Raw genomic sequence first — 21,697 nt, 5'->3', positions numbered from 1 at the left:
GTCAAAAGAAGATGAAGTCGTCGTTGCTGTCGGGAATGGAGTCGATCGTGCGTTGCAGCGCACGGCCTCCGATCCATCCGGCAAGCAACAAGACAATGGTGAGGGATATGCGCGCAGGCACGGATTGCGTACGCATTCAACGCTCCGCCGTTGCATTCGATGGCAGCATCGACGCCAGCACCTCGGACAACTGCGTCGTGCCGAAGCGCCGTTCGCCAAACACCTGAGCGTCGATGAGACCTGCATTGTGCGTGTCGTAAAGATCCGTGATGAGCTTCGCATGCTCCGCGCTCAGGCCCGCGCGCAACAGCGTGGGCGCCCATGCATCACGCGGCAGCGCATGCGCCGCGATCTCGCGGCCGCTGAGTTCGCTCAAGGTGCGGGCGACATCGGGCGCACTCACGCGTTGTGGGCCTTCCACGCTGACCGTGCGCAGCGCATTGGCGTGACCGCTGTCGAGCAGCAGTTCGGCTGCAACCCGGCCGACATCTTGCGCGGCGACGGTAGGAAAGCGTTTGCTCAGCGGATGATGCAGGCTAGGCAAAATCCCGGTCGATAACGCCGCCGGCAGTACCCGCGCCCAGTTCTGCATATGCTCGGCGGCACGCAACAGCGTCAGGTTTTGCACCGCCGGCTTCAGTTGCATTTCGAGCGCATGAAAAAGCATGGTGATGCCCGTGCCGCTTTCCAGCTCCGCGCCATAGTCGGACAACGCGAGGACCCGCGCAGGCGGATTGGCGCGCAAGGCCGCGACAGTCACGTCGATCATGCGATGCATCGTGTTCGCCGGATGTGCGTCGGCTATGGGCACCGGGCAGAGGATCTGAACCGCGTCGGCACCGCGCATGGCGCTCGCCACCGAAGCTTCGTCCAGCAAATCGGCGATGGCCATTTCGCATCCCAGTTGCATCAAACCGGAACCCTGCTGCGCGTTCCTGACCACCGCACGGACAGCCTGACCGCTGCTGCGCAAGGCAGCCGCCGTTGCCCTTCCCACTTTTCCTGAAGCGCCGAATATCACGATCATGTTCCGCTCCTTTGTATCGATTGAATGTCGACATCGTAGGAAAGAACGCGGCTCACGGCGCGCAGGCGTGGATAACAATGCGCAGATCCGGATGATGGTTTTGTGCCTTGCGTCACGGCTCCGATCCATCAAGCAAGCCCGCGAAAAACCCCGCACAATGCACGCTGCTGCCGACCTTGCGAGGAACCGCCATGAACGCCGTTACGCCTTTACCGCCGCCCGCCTCCGGATCACGCGTCAATCTGCGCTCGAGCAAGGGCCGTGGCTGGAATGGCTTCGGCGCAGCGCTGCTTGGCGTATCCGCGGGCGTGCACCGGATTCCCGCAATGCCGCATCACGTGGTCGGCGTGCACGTCGGGCCGCCAGTCATGGCGCGCTGCGTGACGAGCGAGTACCGGCTCTCGCGCATCCAGGCGCATGGCGACGCCGATGTCATACCGGCAGGGCTCGAAGGCCAGTGGACCGATGAATCCGACTGCACGATCCTGAGCATCTGGATAAGCGAACCGTTCGCGAGCGAGACGCTCGAGCAACTCGACGTTCGGCCGGGTCATGCACGGATCCGTCCACAGCTTCAGATGCGCGATCCCCGCTTCCAGCATCTCGCCTGGGCGTTGCGCGCGGAACTCGAATCCGACGATATCTCGGACCCGTTGTACGCCGAAAGCCTTTGCACCGCGATGGTCGTGCGGCTTATCGATGGCGGCGCGACCAGCGCCGCGCTGGAAAGCCGTCGCCGCAAACTGGCACCGAGAACGACAGCGAGGCTTGTCGAGTTCATCGAGGGCAATCTGGATCAGCGCCTGACGCTCGATGAACTCGCGGCGCTCGCACAACTCAGCGTGCCGCACTTCAAGGTGCTGTTTCGCGAAACGCTCGGCATGCCGGTGCATCGATACGTGGTGCAGCGGCGCGTGGAACGTGCGAAGGCGCTGCTCCTGCAGGGCAAGCTCAGCACGAGCCAGGTCGCGCTCGAAACAGGTTTCTCGCATCAAAGCCACATGGCGCACTGGATGAACCGGCTGCTTGGACTCACGCCACGCGAGATTGCGAAAGCGCGTGGAGACGATGCAATGCGCATCGGCGTCTGACGTTTTTTCAGTGACCGATATCCTGGAGACATCGCCCGCATCGGCTCGCCCGCGCAGCGCGGACTTCGGCTTGTGGGCGCTCACTTTCAGCTATGTGTTAAGCCAGTTCTTTCGCAGCTACGTGGCAGTGATATCGACCCAGCTCATTGGCGATTTCCATTTTACGCCGCAGATGTTCGGCTGGTTTTCGGGCGCATTCTTTCTCGTCTTCGCCGCTGCGCAAATCCCGGTCGGCGTGCTCTTTGACCGCTTCGGCGTGCGTTATCCCACAGCCGTGCTCATGAGCATTGGCACGGTGAGCGCGGGACTGTTATCGATGACGACAGTCCCCGCATTGGCAATCATCGCGCAGGCGGGAATCGGACTGGGATGCGCACCGGTGTTCATGGGCCTGCTCAACCATGTGCTGCGCGAGACCGATGGCGGCAGTCCGCGCAGTGTCCGGTCCATCACTACGGCGAGCGCTATTGGCATGATCGGCGGCTTGCTGGCGGCGTTCCCGCTTAGCCGGGCGACATCCGTTTTCGGCTGGCGGCCGGTGCTTGGGCTATCGGGCGCGTTCATGCTGATCGCGACGCTCGGCATTGTGTTTTTCGTGCGCCGTCGCAACGATAACCCTTCCCACGAGGCGCATCACGCGGCAGTGGAAGCGTCGCCGGGGCGGCGTGGCATGTGGACCTTGATGCCCGTCTGCCTCGCCATGTCGGTGGGCGGAACGTTTCGCACGTCGTGGGGCGGCCCTTATCTCGCCGATGTATTCGGCTTCGATGTCATCGCGCGCGGCAATGCAATGACCGTCACGAGCATCGCGGGGATCGCAGCGTCATTCGTCATTCCGTTGCTCGTGCGGCGCTGGGCGCCGAAAGCCCTCGCGCTCGGCTGGCTCGCCAGCGGCATCCTCGCTGCATTCGTGCTCGCGCTGAGCCCGGCGGGGAGCCCGGTTGTGAGCATCGGCGCGATCTGCCTGCTGCTGTCGGTCGGCGCGATTCACCCGCTCGTGATGTCACAGGCGCGCGCCATCATCGCGCCTGCGAAGCTCGGACTTGGACTCGGGCTGCTCAATAGCCTCGTGTTTCTTGGTATCGCGCTCGCAAGCAGCGTCTTCGGCTTGATCGCAGAGCATGCCCGTTATGCGGGTGTCCCGAATGCGGAGCTTTATTCGCGCTTGTTCCTCGTGACCGCAGCGCCGCTCATGATCGGCGCGGTTGCCTACTGTTTCAGCCCTGCGGGCGTGATGCAAAAGTGACCCTGCGGCGCAGCTTTGCTAACTCCCCTCGCGCGCCATCGCAGCGTTCCGGCCCAGGCCGCTCGCGACCACGGTCATCGCGGCCAGCACGACGAGCGAAATGCCGTACACGTCAGTGGTCAACCGCAGGCCGACCGCATGCGCCATCGTTCCCGCGAGGATCGCCGGGATGCTGAATGCGAGATAGCTCAGCACGTACAGCGCCGCCATCAGCCCTGCCCGTTCATGCGCTTGTGCGAGCGGCAGGACCGAGCGCAGTGCGCCCTGGAACGCCGAGCCAAAACCCATCCCCGCGATAACCGTCCCGGCGAAAAAAATTCCCGCGCTGCCCGCATGCACGCCGGCAAGCGTGATCAGCAAGCCGACTGCGAGCACGATCGCGCCGGTCAGAAGCAGGCGCAATGTGCTCAACGCACGCAACAGCAGAACGGCGACGAGACCGCCAGTCGTCAGCGCGAAAACGACCCAGCCGCCCATGGTGGCGTTGTTGGTGCCGGTGACGGCGCGCGCAAGCGAAGGCCCGAGCGACAGATAGAAACCGCCCAACGCCCACACCGCGACGTTGACCGGCGCGATGCGCAACAATGCGCCGCGCGCCGCCACGGGAACGCGTACGCGCGGAACCAGCGAGGCGAGCGTACCGGGAAGCCGGCTCACGGTTTCGGGCAGCGCCATGACCCAGACGGCCTGCAGCACGAACAAGGCAATCAACACCAGATACACGAGACGCATGGGCGCGGGCGCATATTCCACCAGCATGCTCGATCCAAGCGCGCCCACGCCCATGCCGAATAGCGGCGAAAGCGTATTGACCAGGGAACCCCGTGTGCGGCTTGTATCGAGGATCGCGGCGCCCAATGCACTGGTCGCCGCGCCGGTCGCAAAACCCTGCAGCACGCGCGCCGCGATCAGGACGCCGACGCTGTTTGCATCGGCGAAAACGAGCATGGCGACGACCTCCAGCACGATTGCGCCCACAATCGCCGGACGCCGCCCAATGTGATCGGAAAGCGAGCCGGTCGTCAGCAGCGCCACCAGCAAACTGAACGCGTAGCTCGCGAACACGAGCGTCACCATGGCCGACGAAAATCCCCACGCATCCTGATACACGCGATAAAGCGGCGTAGGCGCGCTGGACGCCGCGAAGAACGTCGACGCGGCAAGCGCATAAAGCCAGAGCGCCTGCGAAGAACGCGGGCGGGACGAACTGGTATTGGTATCGATAGCCATTGCACACTCCGGCGATTAAACGCAAAATAATTGCTTTAGCGGATTGTGCGCGTTATTTAGCGTTAACGCAACTTTTTAGCTTTAGTGGTTTTGATTCGGTATGGCGCAGTACGGCAGGGAAAACGGGCAGGAGTGAAACATATGGCAGCACGAGAAGGTTTGCGGCCCGGTGGCAGAAGCGCGCGGGTTCAGGAGTCGGTCCATCAGGCGGTCAATGGCTTGCTGGCCGAAATGCCGCGCGACGCGATCACCGTGCCGCAGGTCGCGGCGCGGGCAGGCGTGACGCCATCGACGATTTACCGGCGTTGGGGCGATCTGCAGACCCTTCTCGCCGATGTCGCCGTGCAGCGGTTTTATCCGGATAACGGCCCCGCCGACACCGGATCGCTGCAAGGCGATCTGGCGACCTGGGCGCAGGGTTACCAGGATGAAATGTCGTCGGCGCCCGGCCGCGCGCTGACACGCGACGTGCTCGCGGGCATGAATGCCGACGGCAGCGGACCCGCCTGCCAGTGCGCGGCGATTACGCGTTCGCAGGTGCGCATGATCCTGGAACGCGCCGCGGAGCGCGGTGAATCGCCGCCGGATCTGCACGATGTGATGGACTGCGTGGTTGCGCCGATCATGTATCGCCTGCTTTTTGACGACGAACCCATCGATCCCGCCTTCGCCCGCACGCGCGTTTCATTGCTGCTGGACGCGCGCGCCGAGGCTTGAGCCCTTAAAACAAGGGACTTTGGAGGACGTCCGGGCTTATTCCGGCATCTTGCGAAACGCGATTGCAAAACGGTTCCAGCTATTGATCGACGTCACGAGCAGTGTCAGATCGGTCAATTCCTTGTCGTCGAAATGTGGGCGGACGGCTTCCCAGACCGAATCCGGCACGTGCCCTTGCGAGACCAGCGTCAGCGCTTCGGTCCATTCCAGCGCAGCGCGTTCGCGCTCGCTGAAAAAAGGCGTTTCGCGCCATGCGGACACTGTCGCGAGACGCCGTTCCGTGTCGCCGGCCTTGCGTGCGTCGGCCACGTGCATGTCGAGGCAAAACGCGCAGCCGTTGATCTGCGAGGCGCGCAGCCTGACGAGTTCCTTCAGGATCTGATCGAGCGGGCTTTTGCTGATCTGCTCCTCAACGCCCATCATGGCCTTCACGACAGCGGGATTGGCTTTGAGAAAATCAAGGCGTTTTTTCATGAAAAGCTCCTTACAGGGTCGGTGGTGAGTTGGCGTCGGGTTTCGAGCCACGCAAGCAGTATGCGAAAATCATGGCCTGCCCAGAAGAGCCAAGAATCATCACAATGACTGGTCCATGAAGCCTGCCTTGCCGAATATCGATCTGGGTATCGACCGTGCGCTTTCCGTGCCGGTTTATCTGCAGATATGCCAGCGCTTCAAGACGGCGATTGCGCAAGGGCATTTGCGCTCAGGCGATCGCGTGCCGGCGGTGCGCGGCCTTGCCATGGAACTGAGCGTGGCGCGTGGAACGGTTGAGATGGCTTATCGCATCCTCACCGACGAAGGGTATCTGCAGGTTCGTGGCGCGGCGGGAACAATCGTGTCGCCCGCGCTTCCGGTCTCGGTAAGCGGAGTCACGCGGGCGGGACAAGCCAGGCCGGGAACACCGGGCGCACCAGGCGCGCCCGCTTCGCCGCAGCACGGCGGCGGCACGCCGAAGCCGTTTCAACTGGGCCTGCCCGCAATCGATGCATTCCCGCGCAAGGTCTGGAACCGGCTGGTCGCGCACCGGTTGCGCAGCGGCGACGCCAGCGCGTTCGCCTATCCGGATCCCGCTGGCTACTGGCCATTGCGCGAGCGGATCGCGACCTACCTTGGCTTGTCCCGCGGCGTGGAGTGCGTGCCCGAGCAGGTATTTGTCACGACAGGTTATCGCGCGACGCTCGAGCTCGTGCTGCGCAGCCTCGCCACGCCCGACGATGCCTTCTGGTTCGAGGACCCCGGCTACATCCTCGCCCGGCGTTTCCTGCTCGAAGTGAACGCGCGGCTGGTGCCCGTTCCCATCGATAAACATGGCATCTGCGTCGAACACGGACTCGCGCTGAAGGCGGACGCACGCTTCGCGGTCGTTACGCCATCGCATCAGAGTCCGATGGGCGTGACCTTGTCGCTTGAACGCCGGATGGCCCTGCTCCACTGGGCGGCGGCGAACGGCAGTTGGGTTATCGAGGACGACTACGACAGCGAGTTCCGCTATGCAGGGCGTCCTCTCCCCGCGCTCAAAAGCCTGGACCGGCACGACCGCGTGATCTACAGCGGCACATTCAGCAAGGTGATGTTTCCGGGATTGCGGCTTGCTTACGTGGTCGCGCCGGTCAACGCAACGCAGCGCTTTCACGAGGTCTGCGCCAGCATGAACGCGGGGTCGCCCTATTTGCTGCAGGCAAGCGTGACGGACTTCATGGCGGAAGGCCACTTCGCGCGGCATCTCAAGAAGATGCGTCTGCTTTACGCACAACGGCGCGACGTGACCGCGCGTGCGCTCGCCGAGGTATTTGGTGAGCGTCTCGCGATCGACCTTCCGCCCGGCGGCTTGCAGATGGCGGCGCGATTTGTCGATGGCACGGATGACACTGCCGTTGCGGACCACGCCCGCGCGAGCGGCTTTGGCGAGCAGGCGTTATCGCGCTGGTATATGAACGCGCCGCCGCAAAGCGGATTGGTGCTGGGCTTTGCAAACGTAGCCAGCGAAGATCAGGCAATGCGCCGCGCGCTCGAACTCAGGCGTGCGGCCGATGCATAGGGCAACCCATAGGACTACGCGGAAACCGTGGTGAAAGGAGCATGCATCGACAGCGCGTTGCGTGCCTCCAGCAACGCAGCGGACACTGCGGCATCGCCGCCGACCAGCCCTTGCATCAGCACGAAATGCACGTTCAGTATGCCTATGGATTCGAGTGCGTAGCGAAGATACGGCGTCAGGAAATCGGGCTGCCGCGCTCGCTCGCCGCTGTGAAAACCACCCGATCCAACCAGCACGAAGGTTGGCCGGTCCTGCATCATGCCGACCTTGCCGCCCGGCGTGGACTTGAAGGTTCGATCGATCCGCAGGACGTGATCTATCCAGAGTTTCAGCGCGGCAGGGACCGTGAAGTTGTGCATCGGCGTGGCGATGATCAGCAGATCCGTGTCCTCGACTTCCCGAATCAACCGTTCTGACCAGCCAAAGGCATCGGCTTGCGGGTTTCCCGAGGTCACCGCCGCCGCATAGCCGCGGCTGATCGGCGGCAGCGGATCGGCGGCCAGATCCCGCTCGATGACTTCTGCATCGAGCGCCCCGGTCATGTTCCGCGCTAACCGGTACGCGTGGCTCGCTTCGCCATGTGGGCTGCTGTTCAACAAGAGAGCGCGCATCAGGTTTTCCTTGCGTTCGATGATGACAATGCCGGCGACAACGACTCGACGAAATGCATGCCTTTCGCCAACAAGCCTTGTCGATAATAAAAGCGCTGGGCAAGCGCCATGTGCAGGCCGGTGTCGAGCACGAAATGATCGCAACCCGCTTCCTGTGCGATCCGGCGAACCTGCGCGAGCAGTTCGCCGCCAACGCCCGAGCGCTGCAGACGCGCGGTCACGACGAGGTCATCGACGTACACAAAGCGGCCATAGATCAGGTTTTCCAGGAAGCGATAACCGCCCAACCCGATTGGCGCATCACCGGAGGCATTCCCTTCGCAAGCCGCCAGGAGCCGATACCCCTGCGCAAACTGACGATGAACCTGCCGGGCGAAAGCGTCGGCTGTGGTGAGATGCGGACGCAATTCGCGCATCACGCCGAAGGCCGTCGCAATCCCGGCGGGATCTTCGAGGTGCCTGAAGACAGTGCTTGGGTTCATGTGATTCCTTCCTGAAGAAGGAGCCACGATAGCGCGTCGCGACGAAGCCTTACAGAGCCAAGAAGCCGCAAAGGCACTAGGCCATCAGCGAACGGCTCAAGCTCGGCTCGCCCAGCGCACTAATGCGCCGGTTCGTGCGCCGCGCCGCCCAAATGCATCCGCACAAAACCGACGTGCTCTCGCAGCACATAGAACGCATCGGCATAAGCGAGCGGCATTCGTAGCGTGTTGAGCGACGCTTCGATTTCATCGAGTTCCGCCAGCAGCGCATGGCGCTGCTCCTCGGTCGATGCAGCCAGCGCGCCGCGTTCGATCGCAATCAACGCGCCATAATATCGATAGATCCGCGAGCGCACGCGCCAGCCGTAAAGCGCCGGGATTAATCGCAACGCCGGAAACAGCAGCACGGCCACGGGCAGCAACAGCACGAGAATCCGGTCCGTAATGCTCGCGACCCAGAACGGCAACACGCGATAAAGAAAGCTCTTCCCCGACTTGTAGTAGCGCGTGGCGTCTTCACTGATCCTGTATTCGCGGGCCGTGGTGTTCGGAAAATCCCCCGCGCGCTGCAACAGACCGGCCGCGCCATGCATCTCCTGCGCCGCCTCGATCAGCAGGTCCGATATGGCCGGATGCAAATTCGGCCGCGCCACTATTTCAACTGTCGGACCAATCATGTGCAAGGTTTCGCGCGGCACCTTTCTTCGAAGATCGAGAACGCCGGGTGGCAAGTCGATTTCATCAAGGTAGGGAAACAGGCGCGTATAGGCGCTCGCTTCCGCGAAATCCATAACGGAGATTCCCGGTATGCCGAGAAGCCGCAGCATCAGCGAACGCGTGGTCGAGTCGCCGCTGAGCATGGCGGCATCGATATTGCCCGCCACCAGTTGCTCCGCCGCCTGCATGCCGTCGAAGGGCATGAGTTGCGTGTCGCCGCCCGTGGAAATGCCGTTTGCCTCCAGCAGGTTGAGTGACAGCCTGCGCGTTCCGCTGCCTTCGCGTCCTATCGCAATGCGCTTGCCCTCGAGTTGCGAAAGCTGCGTCAATCCCTTGCCGCGATAAAACACCACGATGGGAATATAAAAGATGCTCCCGAGCGACATCAGCGAAGCCCTCGCCGCTTCGTTCGACACACCGCCCTGAACCAGCGCGATATCGACATGCTGCTTGGGATCCATCAAGCGCTGCAGGTTCTGCACGGACCCATCGGATTCCAGCACCTTGAGCGTGATGCCGTTGCGCGCCAGGATCTTTTTATAAGCGTTGGCGGTGTTGAGCAGCGAACTATCCTGCGGCCCTGCGCTGATGGTGATGATCTTCGGCGGCGCGGGATCGGCCAGCCAGACGACCAAGCCGACCAACGCGACAAACACGAGCGCAATGGGTAACGACGTCAGCGAAAGCTCACGCCATGCCACATGCGAATGGTCTTGCGGAAGACGCGGGCGATATTTTTTCATGAGAACCCATCAGGGATGCTTCTGCTTTACTGTGTTCGCCGGGACTTTCGTTTGTGACCGCCTGATGGCAGCTACGCACGATTCTCACTGAATTCGTTCGCGGAAAGCAATCGTGCTTTCCAGTGCAACCGAATGGGCATCGGTCTGGGAAGAGAGTTCGGCGCATGCTCTTGCCGTATGTTCAAAATCCCGGCACAATGCATTGCAATTGCGATGCATGGAGCAGATCATGAAAACAGCGACTTTTCCGTCGGTGCGAGTTGAACCCGAATTACGTGAAGCAGCGGAAAGCGTCTTGCAGGAAGGCGAAAGCCTGTCCGGCTTCGTGGAACAGGCGATCCGTGAAAATATCGTGCGCCGCCAGAATCACAGTGAATTCGTGGCGCGCGGACTCGTTTCGCGTGCCCAGGCAAAACAAAGCGGCGACTATGTTCCGGCTGAAGAAGTGCTGGCCCGGTTAAGCAAGCGGCTCGACGCCGCAAAGGCGCGAGGCAAGACGCGCCGATGACGTTCGAAATACGCTTTACCGGTAGCGCCGCAGACGATCTTGACCGACTTTACGATTTTCTCCTCACTCGCGATCCCCAGGACCTTGCATTAGCCGAGCGCGCACTTCGCGCAGTGCGCGCTGGTATCGCAACCCTGCGTACCTCTCCCTTCACCTGCCGCAAGGCGCAATCGCATCTCCCATTCTTGCGTGAGCTGATCATTCCTTTTGGCAGTTCAGGATATGTGGCGCTTTTCGAAATCGACGACGCCGATACCGTGACAATCTTGGCGGTGCGTCATCAACGTGAAGACGACTACCACTGACCAAAGCGAACGGCAGAAAGTACGTAATCTGATAGCGCTTACGCTGCCCTTACCATTGTCCAGAAATCGTCGACATCGGAACGCTTATTGCTCTTCTGCTTCCGGGAAACATCGAATCAAAGGAGAAAGCGATGCGTAAGGAAACGTTATCCTCGTCGACGGATACACTCGACACGGTGCCTGACACATCGAGTCCCGCCTATGCGGCAAGCAACCCCATCACCCGTACCTTCGATATCTTTGCAAGCGCGGTCACCCGATGGGCGGGTTCGCCCGTCGCCTTTGGCCTGGCTGTCATCAGCATTGTTGTGTGGGCCGTGACCGGTCCCGTCTTTCACTATTCAGAAGACTGGCAACTAGTCATCAATACGGGAACGACCATCGTGACGTTCGTCATGGTGTTCCTGATTCAGCAAAGTCAGAACAAGGACAGCGTGGCGCTGCATCTCAAGCTCAATGAGTTGCTGGCTTCTCATCGGCCGGCCGACAATCATCTGATCGGGATCGAGGATGCATCGGAAGACGAGCTCAGACGTCTCGCGGCGGTCTACCTGAAAATGACCGCCGAAAAAAACGGTGAGGCCGTGGCAGGTACGTCGTCCAAGGCAGCTTAGGGTTCGGTCATTCAACGCACGCCGCCGCGATCACGCCATCGCTCGGATTTTGAAGCGCTGTCCGGCGTTGCGCCCTGACCCGGCGATGACTCTTGATGGATGTTTGAATCAGGTGGCGCTCCACTCGCCGTCTGCACCGCGCGTGGAGCGCCCTCTTTCGACGCCTGAGCGACAACGCTTGTCTTGGGTCTTTGTTTGACACGCGGCTCACGCGTCGCAACATGCGCTTTTTTGCTCGCCGCTGATTTTCGCGCGCCGGCCTTTGACGCCGTCACTTTCCCCTTCGATACCTTCGTGTTCGCGACAACCGCCGCCTTTGCCGAAGTTCGCCCCGCATGTCCATGCGCGCCCTGCTTGCCTGTCTGCTTGCGCGGGGTTGCAACCACGACGGCCGATGTTCGCCGCGTGTCAGCCGCACGCGTGGGCGTAACCGGCGTATCCGGCGTATCCGTCGAAGCAGGCGTAACCACCTTGTCTTGACGCTCGTTCGCCTTCACTTCGTCGCGCAATGCGAGTGCATCAGGATTGTCCCGATGCAATGCAAGGATGGCCGCAAGCAGCACCTTCGCGGACTGCATGTCGTGACGCTGGATGCTTTCGCGTACCGCGTCGAGCGCAGCGGACGTGCTTGCATCGCTACGGCTGTCCGATACCACTTCGCGAGGCCGGCTGCGCTCGGCCTCCACTGCGCGGGCAACGTCGCTGGCGTTCGTATCGGCGGGAGCGCTGTGCATTGAGCCCGGCGTCAACGTGTAACCCGCCAGGCCCAGCACACAGACAAACGCGATTGCGATCAGCCCCTTGGTCGTGCCGGACATGGTCGAATACGCGGACGTGCGTATGGCCGTAGGCGAGGAAATCGACCCGCAAGACGGGCAGATTCCGGCATCCGGATCGACCGGCTCGCCGCAGCGGCGGCACATCGGGCTTATATTCACGCTTGCGTTCATGGCACCTTCCCGGACGATGTTCCGAGAGGCTACGTGGAGAACGATAGCGTCGACGCGCCTAAGTATCAGCTTTATCCGCCAAAATCTGGCGGCTTTAGCAGGATAGGCTCACAAATGGCAAACCTTCTCTAAGGAGGGTGTACTGAACATGAAAGACGGCCGAAAGCGCTGCGGCAATGGCCGAGGTCAGCCTCATAGTTCAGCGGCGAGTTCCCGGAATCGATCCCTCTAATCAGACTTCCTGAGCCGCCGCAAGATTGCTTCAATGCTGACCGTATCGTAGGGCTTGGTCAGGAACATGGCGCCTGGCACGCTGGACACATGATTATGGTCGCCGGTCGCGAAAATCACATCCAGTTCACTTCGCATCGCACGCACGCGCAACGCAAGTTCCTCGCCGGACATACCCGGAAGTCCTACATCCGTGATCAGCAAGTCGACATGTTCCTTCTGCAGCAACGCGAGAGCGGCCGTCCCGTCACCCGCTTGGTGAACGACGTGTCCGAGCGCCTCGAACAGTTCGCCGGTGATCGAGCGAACGAGTTCGTCGTCTTCAACGAACAGGATATGGCGCACGCGCACGGGCTGCGAACTTGCGTCAGCCGTCAGACCCGTCGTCGACAGCGCCCGGGGCAATCCCGGCGCATGCGCCGCAGCGCTGGATACACGCTGCCGTTGATTCGACAACACATGCCGGAGCTTTCTCGCCAGTGCCTCGCGCGTATAAGGCTTGCTCAGCAATTCGACACCCGCATCCAGCCGGCCGCCATGCACGATGGCATTCTCCGTGTAGCCGGAGGTAAACAGCACGGCGATACCGGGCACGCGCTCACGCGCTTTGCGTGCGAGTTCCGGACTGCGCAGCGGGCCGGGCATGACTACGTCGGTGAACAACAGGTCGATAGGCATGCCGCTATCGATGATGGCGAGGGCGCTGCTGGCGTCGTTGGCCTTGAGCACGCGATACCCAAGCTCCGAAAGCATCTCCACGACCGTCGCGCGGACCTGTTCGTCGTCCTCGGCGACGAGGATGGTCTCTTCGCCTCCAAGCACCGGCGCCATCTCCGCGGTGATGCCTACGTCCACCTTGTCGTGCGTGCGCGGCAAATAGAGCTTCACTGTCGTGCCATGGCCGGGTTCGCTGTAGATCTTCACATGGCCGCCGGACTGCTTGACGAAGCCATAGACCATCGAAAGTCCGAGTCCCGATCCCTTGCCTTCAGGTTTCGTCGAGAAGAAAGGTTCGTAGGCTTGCGACAGGACTTCAGGCGTCATGCCACAACCGGTATCGGTGACGGCGAGCATCACATACTGGCCCGGCGTCACTTCGGCGTGATCCCGGGCGTAGGCGTCGTCGAGCAGCGCGTTGCCGACTTCAAGCGTCAGCTTGCCCGAATTGTCCATGGCGTCGCGCGCGTTGATCGCAAGATTGAGAAGCGCGTTTTCGACTTGCGCAGGATCGACGAACGTATTCCATAGCCCTGCCGAAACCACCGTTTCTATTTCGATCGCTTCGCCAAGGCTGCGCCGCAGCATGTCCTCCATTCCCGCGATCAGCCGCCCGATCTTGATCGTCCTGGGTTCAAGCGCCTGGCGCCGTCCGAACGCCAGCAGATGGCTTGCGAGCTTCGCTCCGCGATTCACGCCCGCGATCGCGTTGGACAAGCGCCGTTCGGCCCTTTCGCTGCCCGCGACATCCGCTGCAAGCAACTGGAGATTGCCGGAAATGACCTGCAGCAAGTTGTTGAAGTCGTGCGCCACGCCACCCGTCAGCTTGCCGATGGTCTCCATTTTCTGCGATTGCTGGAGCGCGAGTTCGGTGCGTCGCAGCGCTTCTGCCGCCTCGCGATCCGCGGTGATATCGCGGCCGACCGCATGAATGAAACGCTCGTCCGGCACGGCCGTCCACGAAAGCGTGACGTACGAGCCATCGTGCCGCTGGTATCGGTTGACGAACTTGAATGTGCGCACTCCCTCGCTCAACTCGGCCACTTCCCTGAGCGTGCCGGCCCGGTCCTCGGGATGCACGAAGTCGAGGAACGAACGGCCAAGCATGGCCTTTTCGTCCCAGCCGAGAAGCTGCGTCCATGCGGGATTCACGGAGACAATGTTCGCCTCGAAATCCGCGACGAGCATGATGTCGGTCGAGAGCCGCCACATGCGGTCGCGATCTGCGATGCTTTCCGCCACTTGCTGCTCGAGCGCCTTGTTCAGGCGCTCGAGCGCGCGGGCCGCGGATTTCTGGTCTTCGATATCCGTGTTCGTCCCGACCCAGCGCGCAATATAGCCGGCGTTGTCGTGAATGGGCAGCGCTCGGGCGAGATGCCACCGGTACACGCCGTCAGCCTGACGGATGCGGAACTCGCACTCGTAGGTCGTGCCCGACGCCACCGCCTCGCGCCACTGGCCCGCGGCGGCCCGCAGGTCGTCGGGATGGATGATCGCCGTCCACGCCTCCCCGTCCAGGCTGTTGCGCGCTACGCCGCTGTATTCGTAGACGCGGTCGTTGAACCACTCGAATTCGCCATTGCTGCGAGCCGCCCAGACCTGGTTGGGCATTGCCTGTGCAAAGGTGCGGAATTTCTCTTCGCTTTCATGGACCGCGCGTTCCGCGATCAGCCGGTCCGTGACATCGGTTCCCTGAATGAAGATACCGATCACCTCGCCCGCTTCGTTGCGTACCGGCTGATAAACAAAGTCGACGTAACGCTGTTCGGCAGGCGCCTGGGGCAGCCGGTTCAGCATGATGGCTTGCGCCGTACCCGAGATCGGACTGCCGGAGGCATAGACCCGATCCAGTATCTCGACGAAACCCTGCTTCTCGAGTTCCGGCAATCCTTCCTGGACGGCTTTCCCGAGGATAGTCCGATCGCCCACCAGTTGCGTGAAGGCGGCGTTCGTCAGCTCGAAGACGTGAGCCGGCCCCGTCAACATGGCCATGAAACCGGGTGCCTGCTCGAACATCCGGCGCAGGCGTTCACGCTCGCCGCTAAGCCAGCGCTCCGCGCGCACCTTCGCGGTTGTCTCCACCACGATTGCGATCACGCCGGCCGGAACACCGTCTTCCCCAAGTATGGGCGAGTAGTCCAGGTTCATCCACACCTGTTCGCCACGGCCATGCCGGTGCAGCGTAAGTTCCTGGTCCTCGTAGCGCAGCGTCCGGCCGGACAGTCCGACTTTCATGACGTTGTCGTTGAAATCCGCGATCTCCGACCAGCCTTCACGCACGTTCGACCCAAGCAGTTGCGGATGACGGCCGCCGGCGAACACGGAATACGCGTCGTTATAGAGCATGACGCCTTCTTCGCCCCACAAGGTCACGATAGGCACAGGCGATTGCAGAATCAGCGAGACGGTGCTCGTGAGCGTCTTCGACCAAGCGGAGATAGGGCCCAGCGGGGAATGCGTCCAATCCTTCGATGCAATGATTCTTGCAACTTCGCCGCCTCCGGCGAGGAAGGTGTGAAGGGGGCTGTCGGTGGATTGTCTGTCGTTCATGAGGCGGCGTGTTTAGTAACGGAGCAGTGTTGGTCACGGAGCAAGTTACTGAATTCGAAAGGTCTGAAGGACCGTTATCGCGCCTCATTCTACCTGCGCCAATCTCAGCGTTCCTATTGTCGCGCGGCTGTAAAAATGCCCGACTCGCCGTAATGCAGAGACTAAATCAGCAACGCCAGCAAGTCCATGAATTGTGCCGGGAGCGGCCTGACGATTGCTATAGCAAGACTGCCACGCGACTGGATCCCGCATTGTAATGTCAGACAAAAACTGCTGGAAACGAAGCTACCACGATGAAGAAACCGAAACTCGTTTTATCAGTGAACCAGCTCAGGAGCAGACCTCCGGGCGCCGCCATGAGCGCCGAGGATTTTGCCATTTATGCGTCGTATCAGATCAATGCGGGGGGCTTGTTCGTCGGCACGCTGAAGGTCATCCGGAAGACCGACGGCCGCATGCTGTTTCCGTTTCAGGGCGCGCCTGTTCTTGGGCCTTATCCTTCCCGGCAGGAAGCGCGGGAGGCAGCGGTTCGTCATGGCGAACTTATTGTGAGGAGCGATATTGCCAATCCGGAGTCCTGAGCACAGGTAATAAAAAAAGCCGGGCGAACCCGGCAAGTTTGATCAGGCGATGGCCTGCGTCGCGACTTCGTCTACCGCCTGTCTTACGATCCCCACGATCTCATCGACATCCGCCCGCGTGGTGACCAACGGCGGCGCAAAGCCGAGAATGTCGCCGTGCGGCATCGCGCGTGCAATCACGCCACGCTTCAAAGCGGCCGCGGATACTTTCGGGCCGATTTTCAGCGCTGCATCGAAAGGCTTGCAGCCTTCCTTGTCCGCCATGAATTCCAGCGCCGCCAGCATGCCGGTATTGCGCACTTCGCCAACCAGCGGATGCTGGTCGAACGCCGCATGCAACTGAGCACCGAGATACGCGCCGACGTCCGCCGCATTCTTCGTCAGGTTTTCCCGCTCCAGGATGTTCAGGTTCGCAATTGCCGCCGCCGCGCAGATGGGGTGGCCCGAATAAGTCCAGCCATGTCCCATCGGACCATGTTCCTGTGAGCCCTTGTCGATCACATCCCATACGCGCTCGCCCACGATCACACCCGAGAGCGGTGCATACGCGCTCGTCAAACCCTTGGCGATGGTAATCAGATCCGGCTCCATGCCGTAGTGCTGCGCGCCCATCTTCGAGCCCAGCCGGCCGAAGCCGCATACCACTTCGTCGGAGATCAGCAGGATGTCATGCTTCTTCAGCACCTGCTGGATCGCGGCCCAATACCCTTCTGGCGGTGTAATGATCCCGCCTGTTCCCATGACCGGCTCACCGATAAACGCCGCAATGGTGTCCGCGCCTTCACGCGCGATCAGCTTTTCAAGTTCATCGGCGCAATACGCAACGAACTGCGTTTCGCTCATGCCCGCAGGCGCTTGACGATACCAATGCGGACACACGGTATGTTTCACACGGTCGATGGGGAGGTCGAAATGCTGGTGGAAGCTCGGCAAGCCGGTAAGGCTGCCCGTGACGATGCCCGAACCATGATAGCCACGCTCGCGCGAGATGATCTTCTTCTTGTTCGGACGCCCGAGTACGTTGTTGTAATACCAGACAATCTTGATCTGCGTTTCGTTCGCGTCCGAACCGGACATGCCGTAGTAGACCTTCTTCATGCCCGCCGGCGACCAGTCGATAATCCGCGACGACAACTCGATGATCGTGTCGGTCGAATGACCTACGTAGGTATGGTAATAGGCGAGCTTTTTCGCCTGTTCGTAGATGGCGTCCGCCACCTCCGTGCGCCCGTAGCCAATGTTCACGCAGTAGAGACCGGCGAAGGCGTCGATGTAGCTTTTGCCCTCGTGGTCCTCGATTCGAATACCGTTAGCACCCTTGATGATCTTGCCCGGAAGCGCGCCGCTTGCGTGATCGTGCGCGTGGGTCGAAGGGTGCATGAAGTGCGCGCGGTCTTCGGTGAAAAGTTGTTCTAGTTGCTGCATGGGAATACTCCTTTTCTGTTGATTCAATCAAGCCGTTGCCGCGGCTGTAACCGGCAGCCCGAGATTGCCCAGGCAAAAATATTTGGTTTCCACAAAAGGCTCGAAACCTTCCGCGCCACCTTCACGGCCGAGCCCTGATGCCTTCATCCCGCCGAAGGGAACGGGCGCGCCCGTGAATTTCACGCCGTTCACCGAGACCATTGCAAAGTCAAGCCGGCGCACCAGTTGAAAGATGGTGTCCATACGCGTCGCGCAAATGTAGGCGGCAAGGCCATGCTCGGTATCGTTGGCTTTCGCGACTACTTCATCAAGCGTGTCGAAGGAGCAGACCGCCGATATGGGCGCGAAGTTTTCTTCGTCGTAAATGCGCATGCCCGGCGCCGCGTCCGCAATGACCGTGGGTTCATAAAACCAGCCGCCCCGCGCATGAGCGTAACCACCCGCCGTTACGCGCGCGCCTTTGGATACGGCGTCGGCTACGCGCTCGGCAGTGGCATTGAAGGCAGCCTGATGCATGAGCGGACCGACCTGTACGTCCGCGTCAAAAGCCGCGCCGACTTTCAGCGCGCGCACGGCGTTGCTGTACTGATCGATAAAGCGCTCATACAGCGGCGCGGCCACGAAAATACGGTTCGCCGCGCAGCAGTCCTGCCCCGAAGTCTGGAACTTCGCACCGGTCGCCACGCGAACAGCCTGGTCCAGATCGGCATCTTCCGTCACGATAAACGGCGCGTTGCCGCCCAGTTCCAGCGCAAGTTTCTTTATGCCGGACTCGGTGGCCGCCCGCGCGACCAGCCCACCAACGCGTGTCGATCCAGTGAAACTCACGGCGCGCACGCGGACATCGCGTACCAGGGTTTCCATCGCCATTTGCGGTTCGCCCAGCACAACGTTGAAAACGCCTGCGGGGAAGCCCGCTTCTTCCGCGAGTTGTGCGAGCGCAAGTGCCGAGTAAGGCGTCTCGTGCGCAGGCTTGACGATCGCCGTGCATCCCGCGGCAAGGGCGGCGGCGGCCTTGCGCGTGATCATCGCGACCGGGAAATTCCACGGCGTGATCAGCGCCGCGACACCGACAGGTTCCATGACGGTGCCGAGGAACGCGCCGTTGATATGCGATGGAATCGTGCGGCCGGCGAGCCGTTTGGCATCGTTCGCATACCATTCCACAAAACTCGCCGCATACGCGATTTCACCCTTCGATTCCGCCAGCGGCTTGCCCTGCTCCAGCGACAAGATGCCTGCAAGGTCGTTCTGGTGGCGCAGGATCAGCTCATGCCAGCGCAGCAGGATTGCACTGCGTCGCTCTTGCGGCACCCATCGCCAGGATTCGAACGCGCGCTGCGCAGCGGCCACAGCGGCTTCTATTTGCGGGCGATCAAGCATGGGCACATGGCCGATCACTTCCTGATCCGCGGAATTTTGCACGGCCACGGTCGACGCGCTGTCGCTGTGGACCCAGCGGCCATCGACATAGCACAGCGATTTGAAAAGTACCGGATGACCCAGCATCATGAAAAGCTCCTGATTGCACTGAACTGCCTTCATTGTCACTCCCGCCGCCATAGGATTTTTTTGAGTGCGCGACTTCCGGTTGGTGTTTTTTCTGTTCTTCAATGCGTTGCCGCGAGATTTTCCTGTCGCTGTTTTTTGACCGCTTTCGAGACGCTAGACACCTGCAGGAATATTCTCTTCGATGACATCCGCCACCACGGCCACCGTATCGCCAATTTGCACGAGTCCGGGAAAATGCCTTGCGGCCAGCAAGCCACAACGGCGCGCGATGTATTCGACGGGCGCCGCGCCGGTACGCGTGGCATCGTAGACACGCGCGAGCACGTCGCCTTCTTTCACAAAATCCCCTAATTCATGGCACATTTCGAGCAAACCGCTGTGTTCGCTGGTGGTGTAGCACGTGCCGTCGGGCATATCGAGCAGTGTCGTCGTGCGGCGAACGTTCCCGGAATCACCATGAGCGATCACCCCGGCATGCGCGAGAAAGCCATGCACGCCGCGCTCGGCAATCGCGATACTCGCCGCCGTCGCCGTACCGCCGCCGCCGAGTTCGGTCGAAACAAATACCTTGCCCGCTTCCTCCACCGCCGAGTCGAACAAGCCAACGCTGTCCAGTTCGAGCATGTGCATGGAATACGGTGCGCCGAATGCACGCATGGCGGCTTCGCAACGCGACTGCTGCTGGGCGTCGGGCAAGACGTGAATGGCGGCGAACGGCAGGAAATCGAGCGTGCGGCCACCGGCGTGAATATCGAGCACGTAGTCGGCGAGCGGCAGCAAGTGACGCTGAAAATAGTCGGCGATCTTCTCTGTCACAGTGCCATCGGGCTTGCCGGGGAAGCTCCGGTTCAGGTTCCCGGAATCCACCGATGACGTGCGCTTGCCTGCCGCAAACGCCGGATAGTTCATGAAGGGCACAATGATCACGCGTCCTGTCACATCGCTATCCTTGAGCGTGGATGCAAGCTTGGACAGCGCAATCGGGCCTTCGTATTCATCGCCATGATTGCCGCCGGTCAGCAGTACGGTCGGCCCCTCGCCGCGCTTGACGACCGTCATTGGAATCATGATCGCGCCCCACGCGGAGTCATCGCGGGAATACGGCAGCTTGAGAAAACCGTGCTGCTCGCCATCAGCGGAAAGATCCACGGTCGGCGTAATGGGTGACGCACGCATTGCTACTCCTTCACGAACAATTGACGAGGCGTATTGCAGAAGGTCTCGACGCCCGAGTGCGTAATCAGGATGCTTTCCGTGATTTCCAGCCCCCAGTCGTCGAGCCACAACCCGGGCATGAAGTGAAATGTCATGCCCGGTTCGAGGACCGTCTTGTCCCCCGGACGCAGGCTCATGGTGCGCTCGCCCCAGTCCGGCGGATAACTTGCGCCGATGGGATAACCGCAGCGGCTGTCCTTCTCGATTCCCGATTTACGCAACACCGCAAAAAACGCATGGGCGATGTCTTCACAAAGGTTGCCGGGCTTCGCCGCCGCAAGGCCCGCTTCAATGCCTTCGACCACGGCCTTCTCAGCTTCAATGAAGTGCCGTGGCGGCCGCCCGAGATAGACTGTGCGCGACTGGGGACAGTGATAGCGCCTGAAGCAGCCGGCAATCTCGAAGAACGTGCCTGCGTTCGTGGTGAACTTCGAATCGTCCCACGTAAGATGCGGCGCGGCGGCGTCGGAACCGGTCGGCAGCAAGGGCACGATGGCGGGATAATCACCGCCATGTCCTTCTATTCCCGTAATGCCCGCCGAATAGATCTCCGCAACCAGATCGCTCTTGCGCATGCCTGGCTCGACCTTGTCCAGAATACGCGCATGCATTTTCTCGACAATCCGCGCGGCCACGCGCATGTACTCGATTTCCCGCGACGACTTGACCGCGCGTTGCCAGTTCACAAGTCCCGTTGCATCGACCCAGTTCGCGTGAGGCAAGTGCCGCACGAGCGATGCATAAGCGGCCGCGCTGAAATAGTAGTTGTCCAGTTCCACGCCAATACGGCGGTTCTCCCAACCGCGCGCCCTGATCACTTCGCTCGCAAGAAAGTCCATTGGATGACGGACTTGCGACTGAACGTAATGGTCAGGATATCCAACTATCTGGTCGTGCTGCATGAACGTGGTGCGCTTCGCTCCATTCGCGTCCTGTCCGCGCCCGAACCACACAGGCTCGCCTTCCATTGCAAGCAGCACACATTGGTGCACGTAGAACGACCAGCCGTCGTAACCCGTGAGCCAGCCCATGTTGGTCGGGTCGGAAACGATCAGAAGATCGACCCCGGCCTTTTGCATTGCGTGCCGCGTCTTGGCAATGCGTGCGTCATATTCGCTTCGCTCGAACGACAGGCGAGGGGTAACCTCTCGTGTCGGTTCTTGCACGTTCGTCGTTGTTGACATCGT

21 protein-coding genes are annotated in these 21,697 nt (G+C 61.2%); 8 read left to right on the top strand and 13 right to left on the bottom strand.

Features of this window, described 5'->3' with window-relative positions:
- Position 1: 1 nt before the first annotated feature.
- The gene (locus tag AWB64_RS32575; protein WP_279616272.1) at positions 2-136 is read right to left on the bottom strand and encodes a hypothetical protein; all 135 of its coding nucleotides are present in this window, start codon (positions 134-136) and stop codon (positions 2-4) included.
- Positions 137-1,027: an NAD(P)H-binding protein gene (locus AWB64_RS25000; RefSeq protein ID WP_060858124.1), complete on the bottom strand. Its 891-nt coding sequence runs from the start codon at positions 1,025-1,027 to the stop codon at positions 137-139. It lies immediately after the preceding gene.
- A 191-nt stretch (positions 1,028-1,218) separates the two neighbouring features.
- On the opposite strand from AWB64_RS25000, the gene AWB64_RS24995 reads away from it, so the two are divergent.
- Entirely contained in the window at positions 1,219-2,118 is a 900-nt protein-coding gene (locus AWB64_RS24995) for a helix-turn-helix domain-containing protein (protein ID WP_060858123.1), read from the top strand.
- A gap of 10 nt (positions 2,119-2,128) precedes the next feature.
- The gene (locus tag AWB64_RS24990; RefSeq protein ID WP_157766695.1) at positions 2,129-3,364 is read left to right on the top strand and encodes an MFS transporter; all 1,236 of its coding nucleotides are present in this window, start codon (positions 2,129-2,131) and stop codon (positions 3,362-3,364) included.
- Positions 3,365-3,382: 18 nt separating this feature from the next.
- Here the strand turns inward: AWB64_RS24990 and AWB64_RS24985 are convergent, their stop codons facing one another.
- Positions 3,383-4,594 (bottom strand): MFS transporter, encoded by a 1,212-nt coding sequence (locus AWB64_RS24985; RefSeq protein WP_060858121.1) that lies wholly within the window; start codon positions 4,592-4,594, stop codon positions 3,383-3,385.
- Between the two features lie 141 nt (positions 4,595-4,735).
- On the opposite strand from AWB64_RS24985, the gene AWB64_RS24980 reads away from it, so the two are divergent.
- Positions 4,736-5,311: a TetR/AcrR family transcriptional regulator gene (locus tag AWB64_RS24980; RefSeq protein ID WP_060858120.1), complete on the top strand. Its 576-nt coding sequence runs from the start codon at positions 4,736-4,738 to the stop codon at positions 5,309-5,311.
- Positions 5,312-5,347: 36 nt separating this feature from the next.
- On the opposite strand, the gene AWB64_RS24975 is transcribed toward AWB64_RS24980, so the two are convergent.
- Positions 5,348-5,785, bottom strand: coding sequence for a carboxymuconolactone decarboxylase family protein (locus AWB64_RS24975; protein WP_060858119.1), 438 nt, complete (start codon positions 5,783-5,785; stop codon positions 5,348-5,350).
- Positions 5,786-5,900: 115 nt separating this feature from the next.
- Here AWB64_RS24975 and pdxR point away from each other — a divergent pair, with 115 nt between their 5' ends.
- A complete protein-coding gene (gene pdxR, locus AWB64_RS24970) occupies positions 5,901-7,349 on the top strand; it encodes a MocR-like pyridoxine biosynthesis transcription factor PdxR (RefSeq protein ID WP_060858118.1) in 1,449 nt (482 codons plus the stop codon).
- Positions 7,350-7,363: 14 nt separating this feature from the next.
- Here pdxR and AWB64_RS24965 read toward each other — a convergent pair whose 3' ends face one another.
- The 3 genes from AWB64_RS24965 to AWB64_RS24955 form a co-directional block, all read right to left on the bottom strand.
- A complete protein-coding gene (locus AWB64_RS24965; protein ID WP_060858117.1) occupies positions 7,364-7,960 on the bottom strand; it encodes an FMN-dependent NADH-azoreductase in 597 nt (198 codons plus the stop codon).
- Positions 7,960-8,442: a GNAT family N-acetyltransferase gene (locus AWB64_RS24960; RefSeq protein WP_060858116.1), complete on the bottom strand. Its 483-nt coding sequence runs from the start codon at positions 8,440-8,442 to the stop codon at positions 7,960-7,962. Before AWB64_RS24960 ends, AWB64_RS24965 begins: the two co-directional genes overlap by 1 nt.
- 119 nt (positions 8,443-8,561) lie before the next feature.
- Positions 8,562-9,902, bottom strand: a complete 1,341-nt coding sequence (locus AWB64_RS24955) for a TAXI family TRAP transporter solute-binding subunit (RefSeq protein ID WP_060858115.1) — start codon at positions 9,900-9,902, stop codon at positions 8,562-8,564.
- Between the two features lie 229 nt (positions 9,903-10,131).
- On the opposite strand from AWB64_RS24955, the gene AWB64_RS24950 reads away from it, so the two are divergent.
- From AWB64_RS24950 to AWB64_RS24940, 3 genes are all read left to right on the top strand, one after another.
- On the top strand, positions 10,132-10,410 hold the full coding sequence (locus tag AWB64_RS24950; protein WP_060858114.1) for a YlcI/YnfO family protein: 279 nt from the start codon (positions 10,132-10,134) through the stop codon (positions 10,408-10,410).
- Positions 10,407-10,715 carry a type II toxin-antitoxin system RelE/ParE family toxin gene (locus AWB64_RS24945; RefSeq protein WP_060858113.1) on the top strand — a complete coding sequence of 103 codons (309 nt, stop codon included), beginning with the start codon at positions 10,407-10,409 and terminating at the stop codon, positions 10,713-10,715. The genes AWB64_RS24950 and AWB64_RS24945 overlap by 4 nt, the downstream gene beginning before the upstream one ends.
- Before the next feature lie 131 nt (positions 10,716-10,846).
- Complete coding sequence (locus tag AWB64_RS24940) at positions 10,847-11,329, top strand: low affinity iron permease family protein (protein WP_060858112.1); 483 nt, start codon at positions 10,847-10,849, stop codon at positions 11,327-11,329.
- 11 nt (positions 11,330-11,340) lie between these two features.
- On the opposite strand, the gene AWB64_RS24935 is transcribed toward AWB64_RS24940, so the two are convergent.
- Complete coding sequence (locus AWB64_RS24935; protein ID WP_157766694.1) at positions 11,341-12,279, bottom strand: zinc ribbon domain-containing protein; 939 nt, start codon at positions 12,277-12,279, stop codon at positions 11,341-11,343.
- Positions 12,280-12,507: 228 nt separating this feature from the next.
- Positions 12,508-15,777, bottom strand: a complete 3,270-nt coding sequence (locus AWB64_RS24925) for a hybrid sensor histidine kinase/response regulator (RefSeq protein WP_060858109.1) — start codon at positions 15,775-15,777, stop codon at positions 12,508-12,510.
- Positions 15,778-16,070: 293 nt separating this feature from the next.
- Here AWB64_RS24925 and AWB64_RS24920 point away from each other — a divergent pair, with 293 nt between their 5' ends.
- A complete protein-coding gene (locus AWB64_RS24920; RefSeq protein ID WP_060858108.1) occupies positions 16,071-16,358 on the top strand; it encodes a DUF6723 family protein in 288 nt (95 codons plus the stop codon).
- A gap of 42 nt (positions 16,359-16,400) precedes the next feature.
- Here AWB64_RS24920 and AWB64_RS24915 read toward each other — a convergent pair whose 3' ends face one another.
- The 4 genes from AWB64_RS24915 to doeA form a co-directional block, all read right to left on the bottom strand.
- Positions 16,401-17,783 carry an aspartate aminotransferase family protein gene (locus AWB64_RS24915; protein WP_060858107.1) on the bottom strand — a complete coding sequence of 461 codons (1,383 nt, stop codon included), beginning with the start codon at positions 17,781-17,783 and terminating at the stop codon, positions 16,401-16,403.
- A 27-nt stretch (positions 17,784-17,810) separates the two neighbouring features.
- Complete coding sequence (locus tag AWB64_RS24910; RefSeq protein WP_060858172.1) at positions 17,811-19,295, bottom strand: NAD-dependent succinate-semialdehyde dehydrogenase; 1,485 nt, start codon at positions 19,293-19,295, stop codon at positions 17,811-17,813.
- Between the two features lie 153 nt (positions 19,296-19,448).
- Complete coding sequence (doeB, locus tag AWB64_RS24905) at positions 19,449-20,471, bottom strand: N(2)-acetyl-L-2,4-diaminobutanoate deacetylase DoeB (protein ID WP_060858106.1); 1,023 nt, start codon at positions 20,469-20,471, stop codon at positions 19,449-19,451.
- 2 nt (positions 20,472-20,473) lie between these two features.
- Positions 20,474-21,694, bottom strand: coding sequence for an ectoine hydrolase DoeA (gene doeA / locus AWB64_RS24900; RefSeq protein WP_060858105.1), 1,221 nt, complete (start codon positions 21,692-21,694; stop codon positions 20,474-20,476).
- Positions 21,695-21,697: the final 3 nt, after the last annotated feature.

The organism is Caballeronia sordidicola (assembly GCF_001544455.2).
In the GTDB taxonomy this organism is placed as follows: domain Bacteria; phylum Pseudomonadota; class Gammaproteobacteria; order Burkholderiales; family Burkholderiaceae; genus Caballeronia; species Caballeronia sordidicola.
The sequence above is the reverse complement of the archived record's forward strand: the minus strand, read 5'-3'. Positions and strand labels throughout refer to the sequence as shown.

What these genes read in the sequence shown, in the direction of transcription:
- AWB64_RS24915 (WP_060858107.1), bottom strand. Translation starts at nt 17,783, where the DNA reads ATGCAGCAACTAGAACAACTTTTCACCGAAGACCGCGCGCACTTCATG.
- AWB64_RS32575 (WP_279616272.1), bottom strand. Translation starts at nt 136, where the DNA reads ATGCGTACGCAATCCGTGCCTGCGCGCATATCCCTCACCATTGTCTTG.
- AWB64_RS24920 (WP_060858108.1), top strand. Translation starts at nt 16,071, where the DNA reads ATGAAGAAACCGAAACTCGTTTTATCAGTGAACCAGCTCAGGAGCAGA.
- AWB64_RS25000 (WP_060858124.1), bottom strand. Translation starts at nt 1,027, where the DNA reads ATGATCGTGATATTCGGCGCTTCAGGAAAAGTGGGAAGGGCAACGGCG.
- AWB64_RS24980 (WP_060858120.1), top strand. Translation starts at nt 4,736, where the DNA reads ATGGCAGCACGAGAAGGTTTGCGGCCCGGTGGCAGAAGCGCGCGGGTT.
- doeB (WP_060858106.1), bottom strand. Translation starts at nt 20,471, where the DNA reads ATGCGTGCGTCACCCATTACGCCGACCGTGGATCTTTCCGCTGATGGC.
- AWB64_RS24985 (WP_060858121.1), bottom strand. Translation starts at nt 4,594, where the DNA reads ATGGCTATCGATACCAATACCAGTTCGTCCCGCCCGCGTTCTTCGCAG.
- AWB64_RS24955 (WP_060858115.1), bottom strand. Translation starts at nt 9,902, where the DNA reads ATGAAAAAATATCGCCCGCGTCTTCCGCAAGACCATTCGCATGTGGCA.
- AWB64_RS24975 (WP_060858119.1), bottom strand. Translation starts at nt 5,785, where the DNA reads ATGAAAAAACGCCTTGATTTTCTCAAAGCCAATCCCGCTGTCGTGAAG.
- pdxR (WP_060858118.1), top strand. Translation starts at nt 5,901, where the DNA reads ATGAAGCCTGCCTTGCCGAATATCGATCTGGGTATCGACCGTGCGCTT.
- AWB64_RS24910 (WP_060858172.1), bottom strand. Translation starts at nt 19,295, where the DNA reads ATGATGCTGGGTCATCCGGTACTTTTCAAATCGCTGTGCTATGTCGAT.
- AWB64_RS24925 (WP_060858109.1), bottom strand. Translation starts at nt 15,777, where the DNA reads ATGAACGACAGACAATCCACCGACAGCCCCCTTCACACCTTCCTCGCC.
- AWB64_RS24940 (WP_060858112.1), top strand. Translation starts at nt 10,847, where the DNA reads ATGCGTAAGGAAACGTTATCCTCGTCGACGGATACACTCGACACGGTG.
- AWB64_RS24950 (WP_060858114.1), top strand. Translation starts at nt 10,132, where the DNA reads ATGAAAACAGCGACTTTTCCGTCGGTGCGAGTTGAACCCGAATTACGT.
- doeA (WP_060858105.1), bottom strand. Translation starts at nt 21,694, where the DNA reads ATGTCAACAACGACGAACGTGCAAGAACCGACACGAGAGGTTACCCCT.
- AWB64_RS24935 (WP_157766694.1), bottom strand. Translation starts at nt 12,279, where the DNA reads ATGAACGCAAGCGTGAATATAAGCCCGATGTGCCGCCGCTGCGGCGAG.
- AWB64_RS24945 (WP_060858113.1), top strand. Translation starts at nt 10,407, where the DNA reads ATGACGTTCGAAATACGCTTTACCGGTAGCGCCGCAGACGATCTTGAC.
- AWB64_RS24960 (WP_060858116.1), bottom strand. Translation starts at nt 8,442, where the DNA reads ATGAACCCAAGCACTGTCTTCAGGCACCTCGAAGATCCCGCCGGGATT.
- AWB64_RS24965 (WP_060858117.1), bottom strand. Translation starts at nt 7,960, where the DNA reads ATGCGCGCTCTCTTGTTGAACAGCAGCCCACATGGCGAAGCGAGCCAC.
- AWB64_RS24995 (WP_060858123.1), top strand. Translation starts at nt 1,219, where the DNA reads ATGAACGCCGTTACGCCTTTACCGCCGCCCGCCTCCGGATCACGCGTC.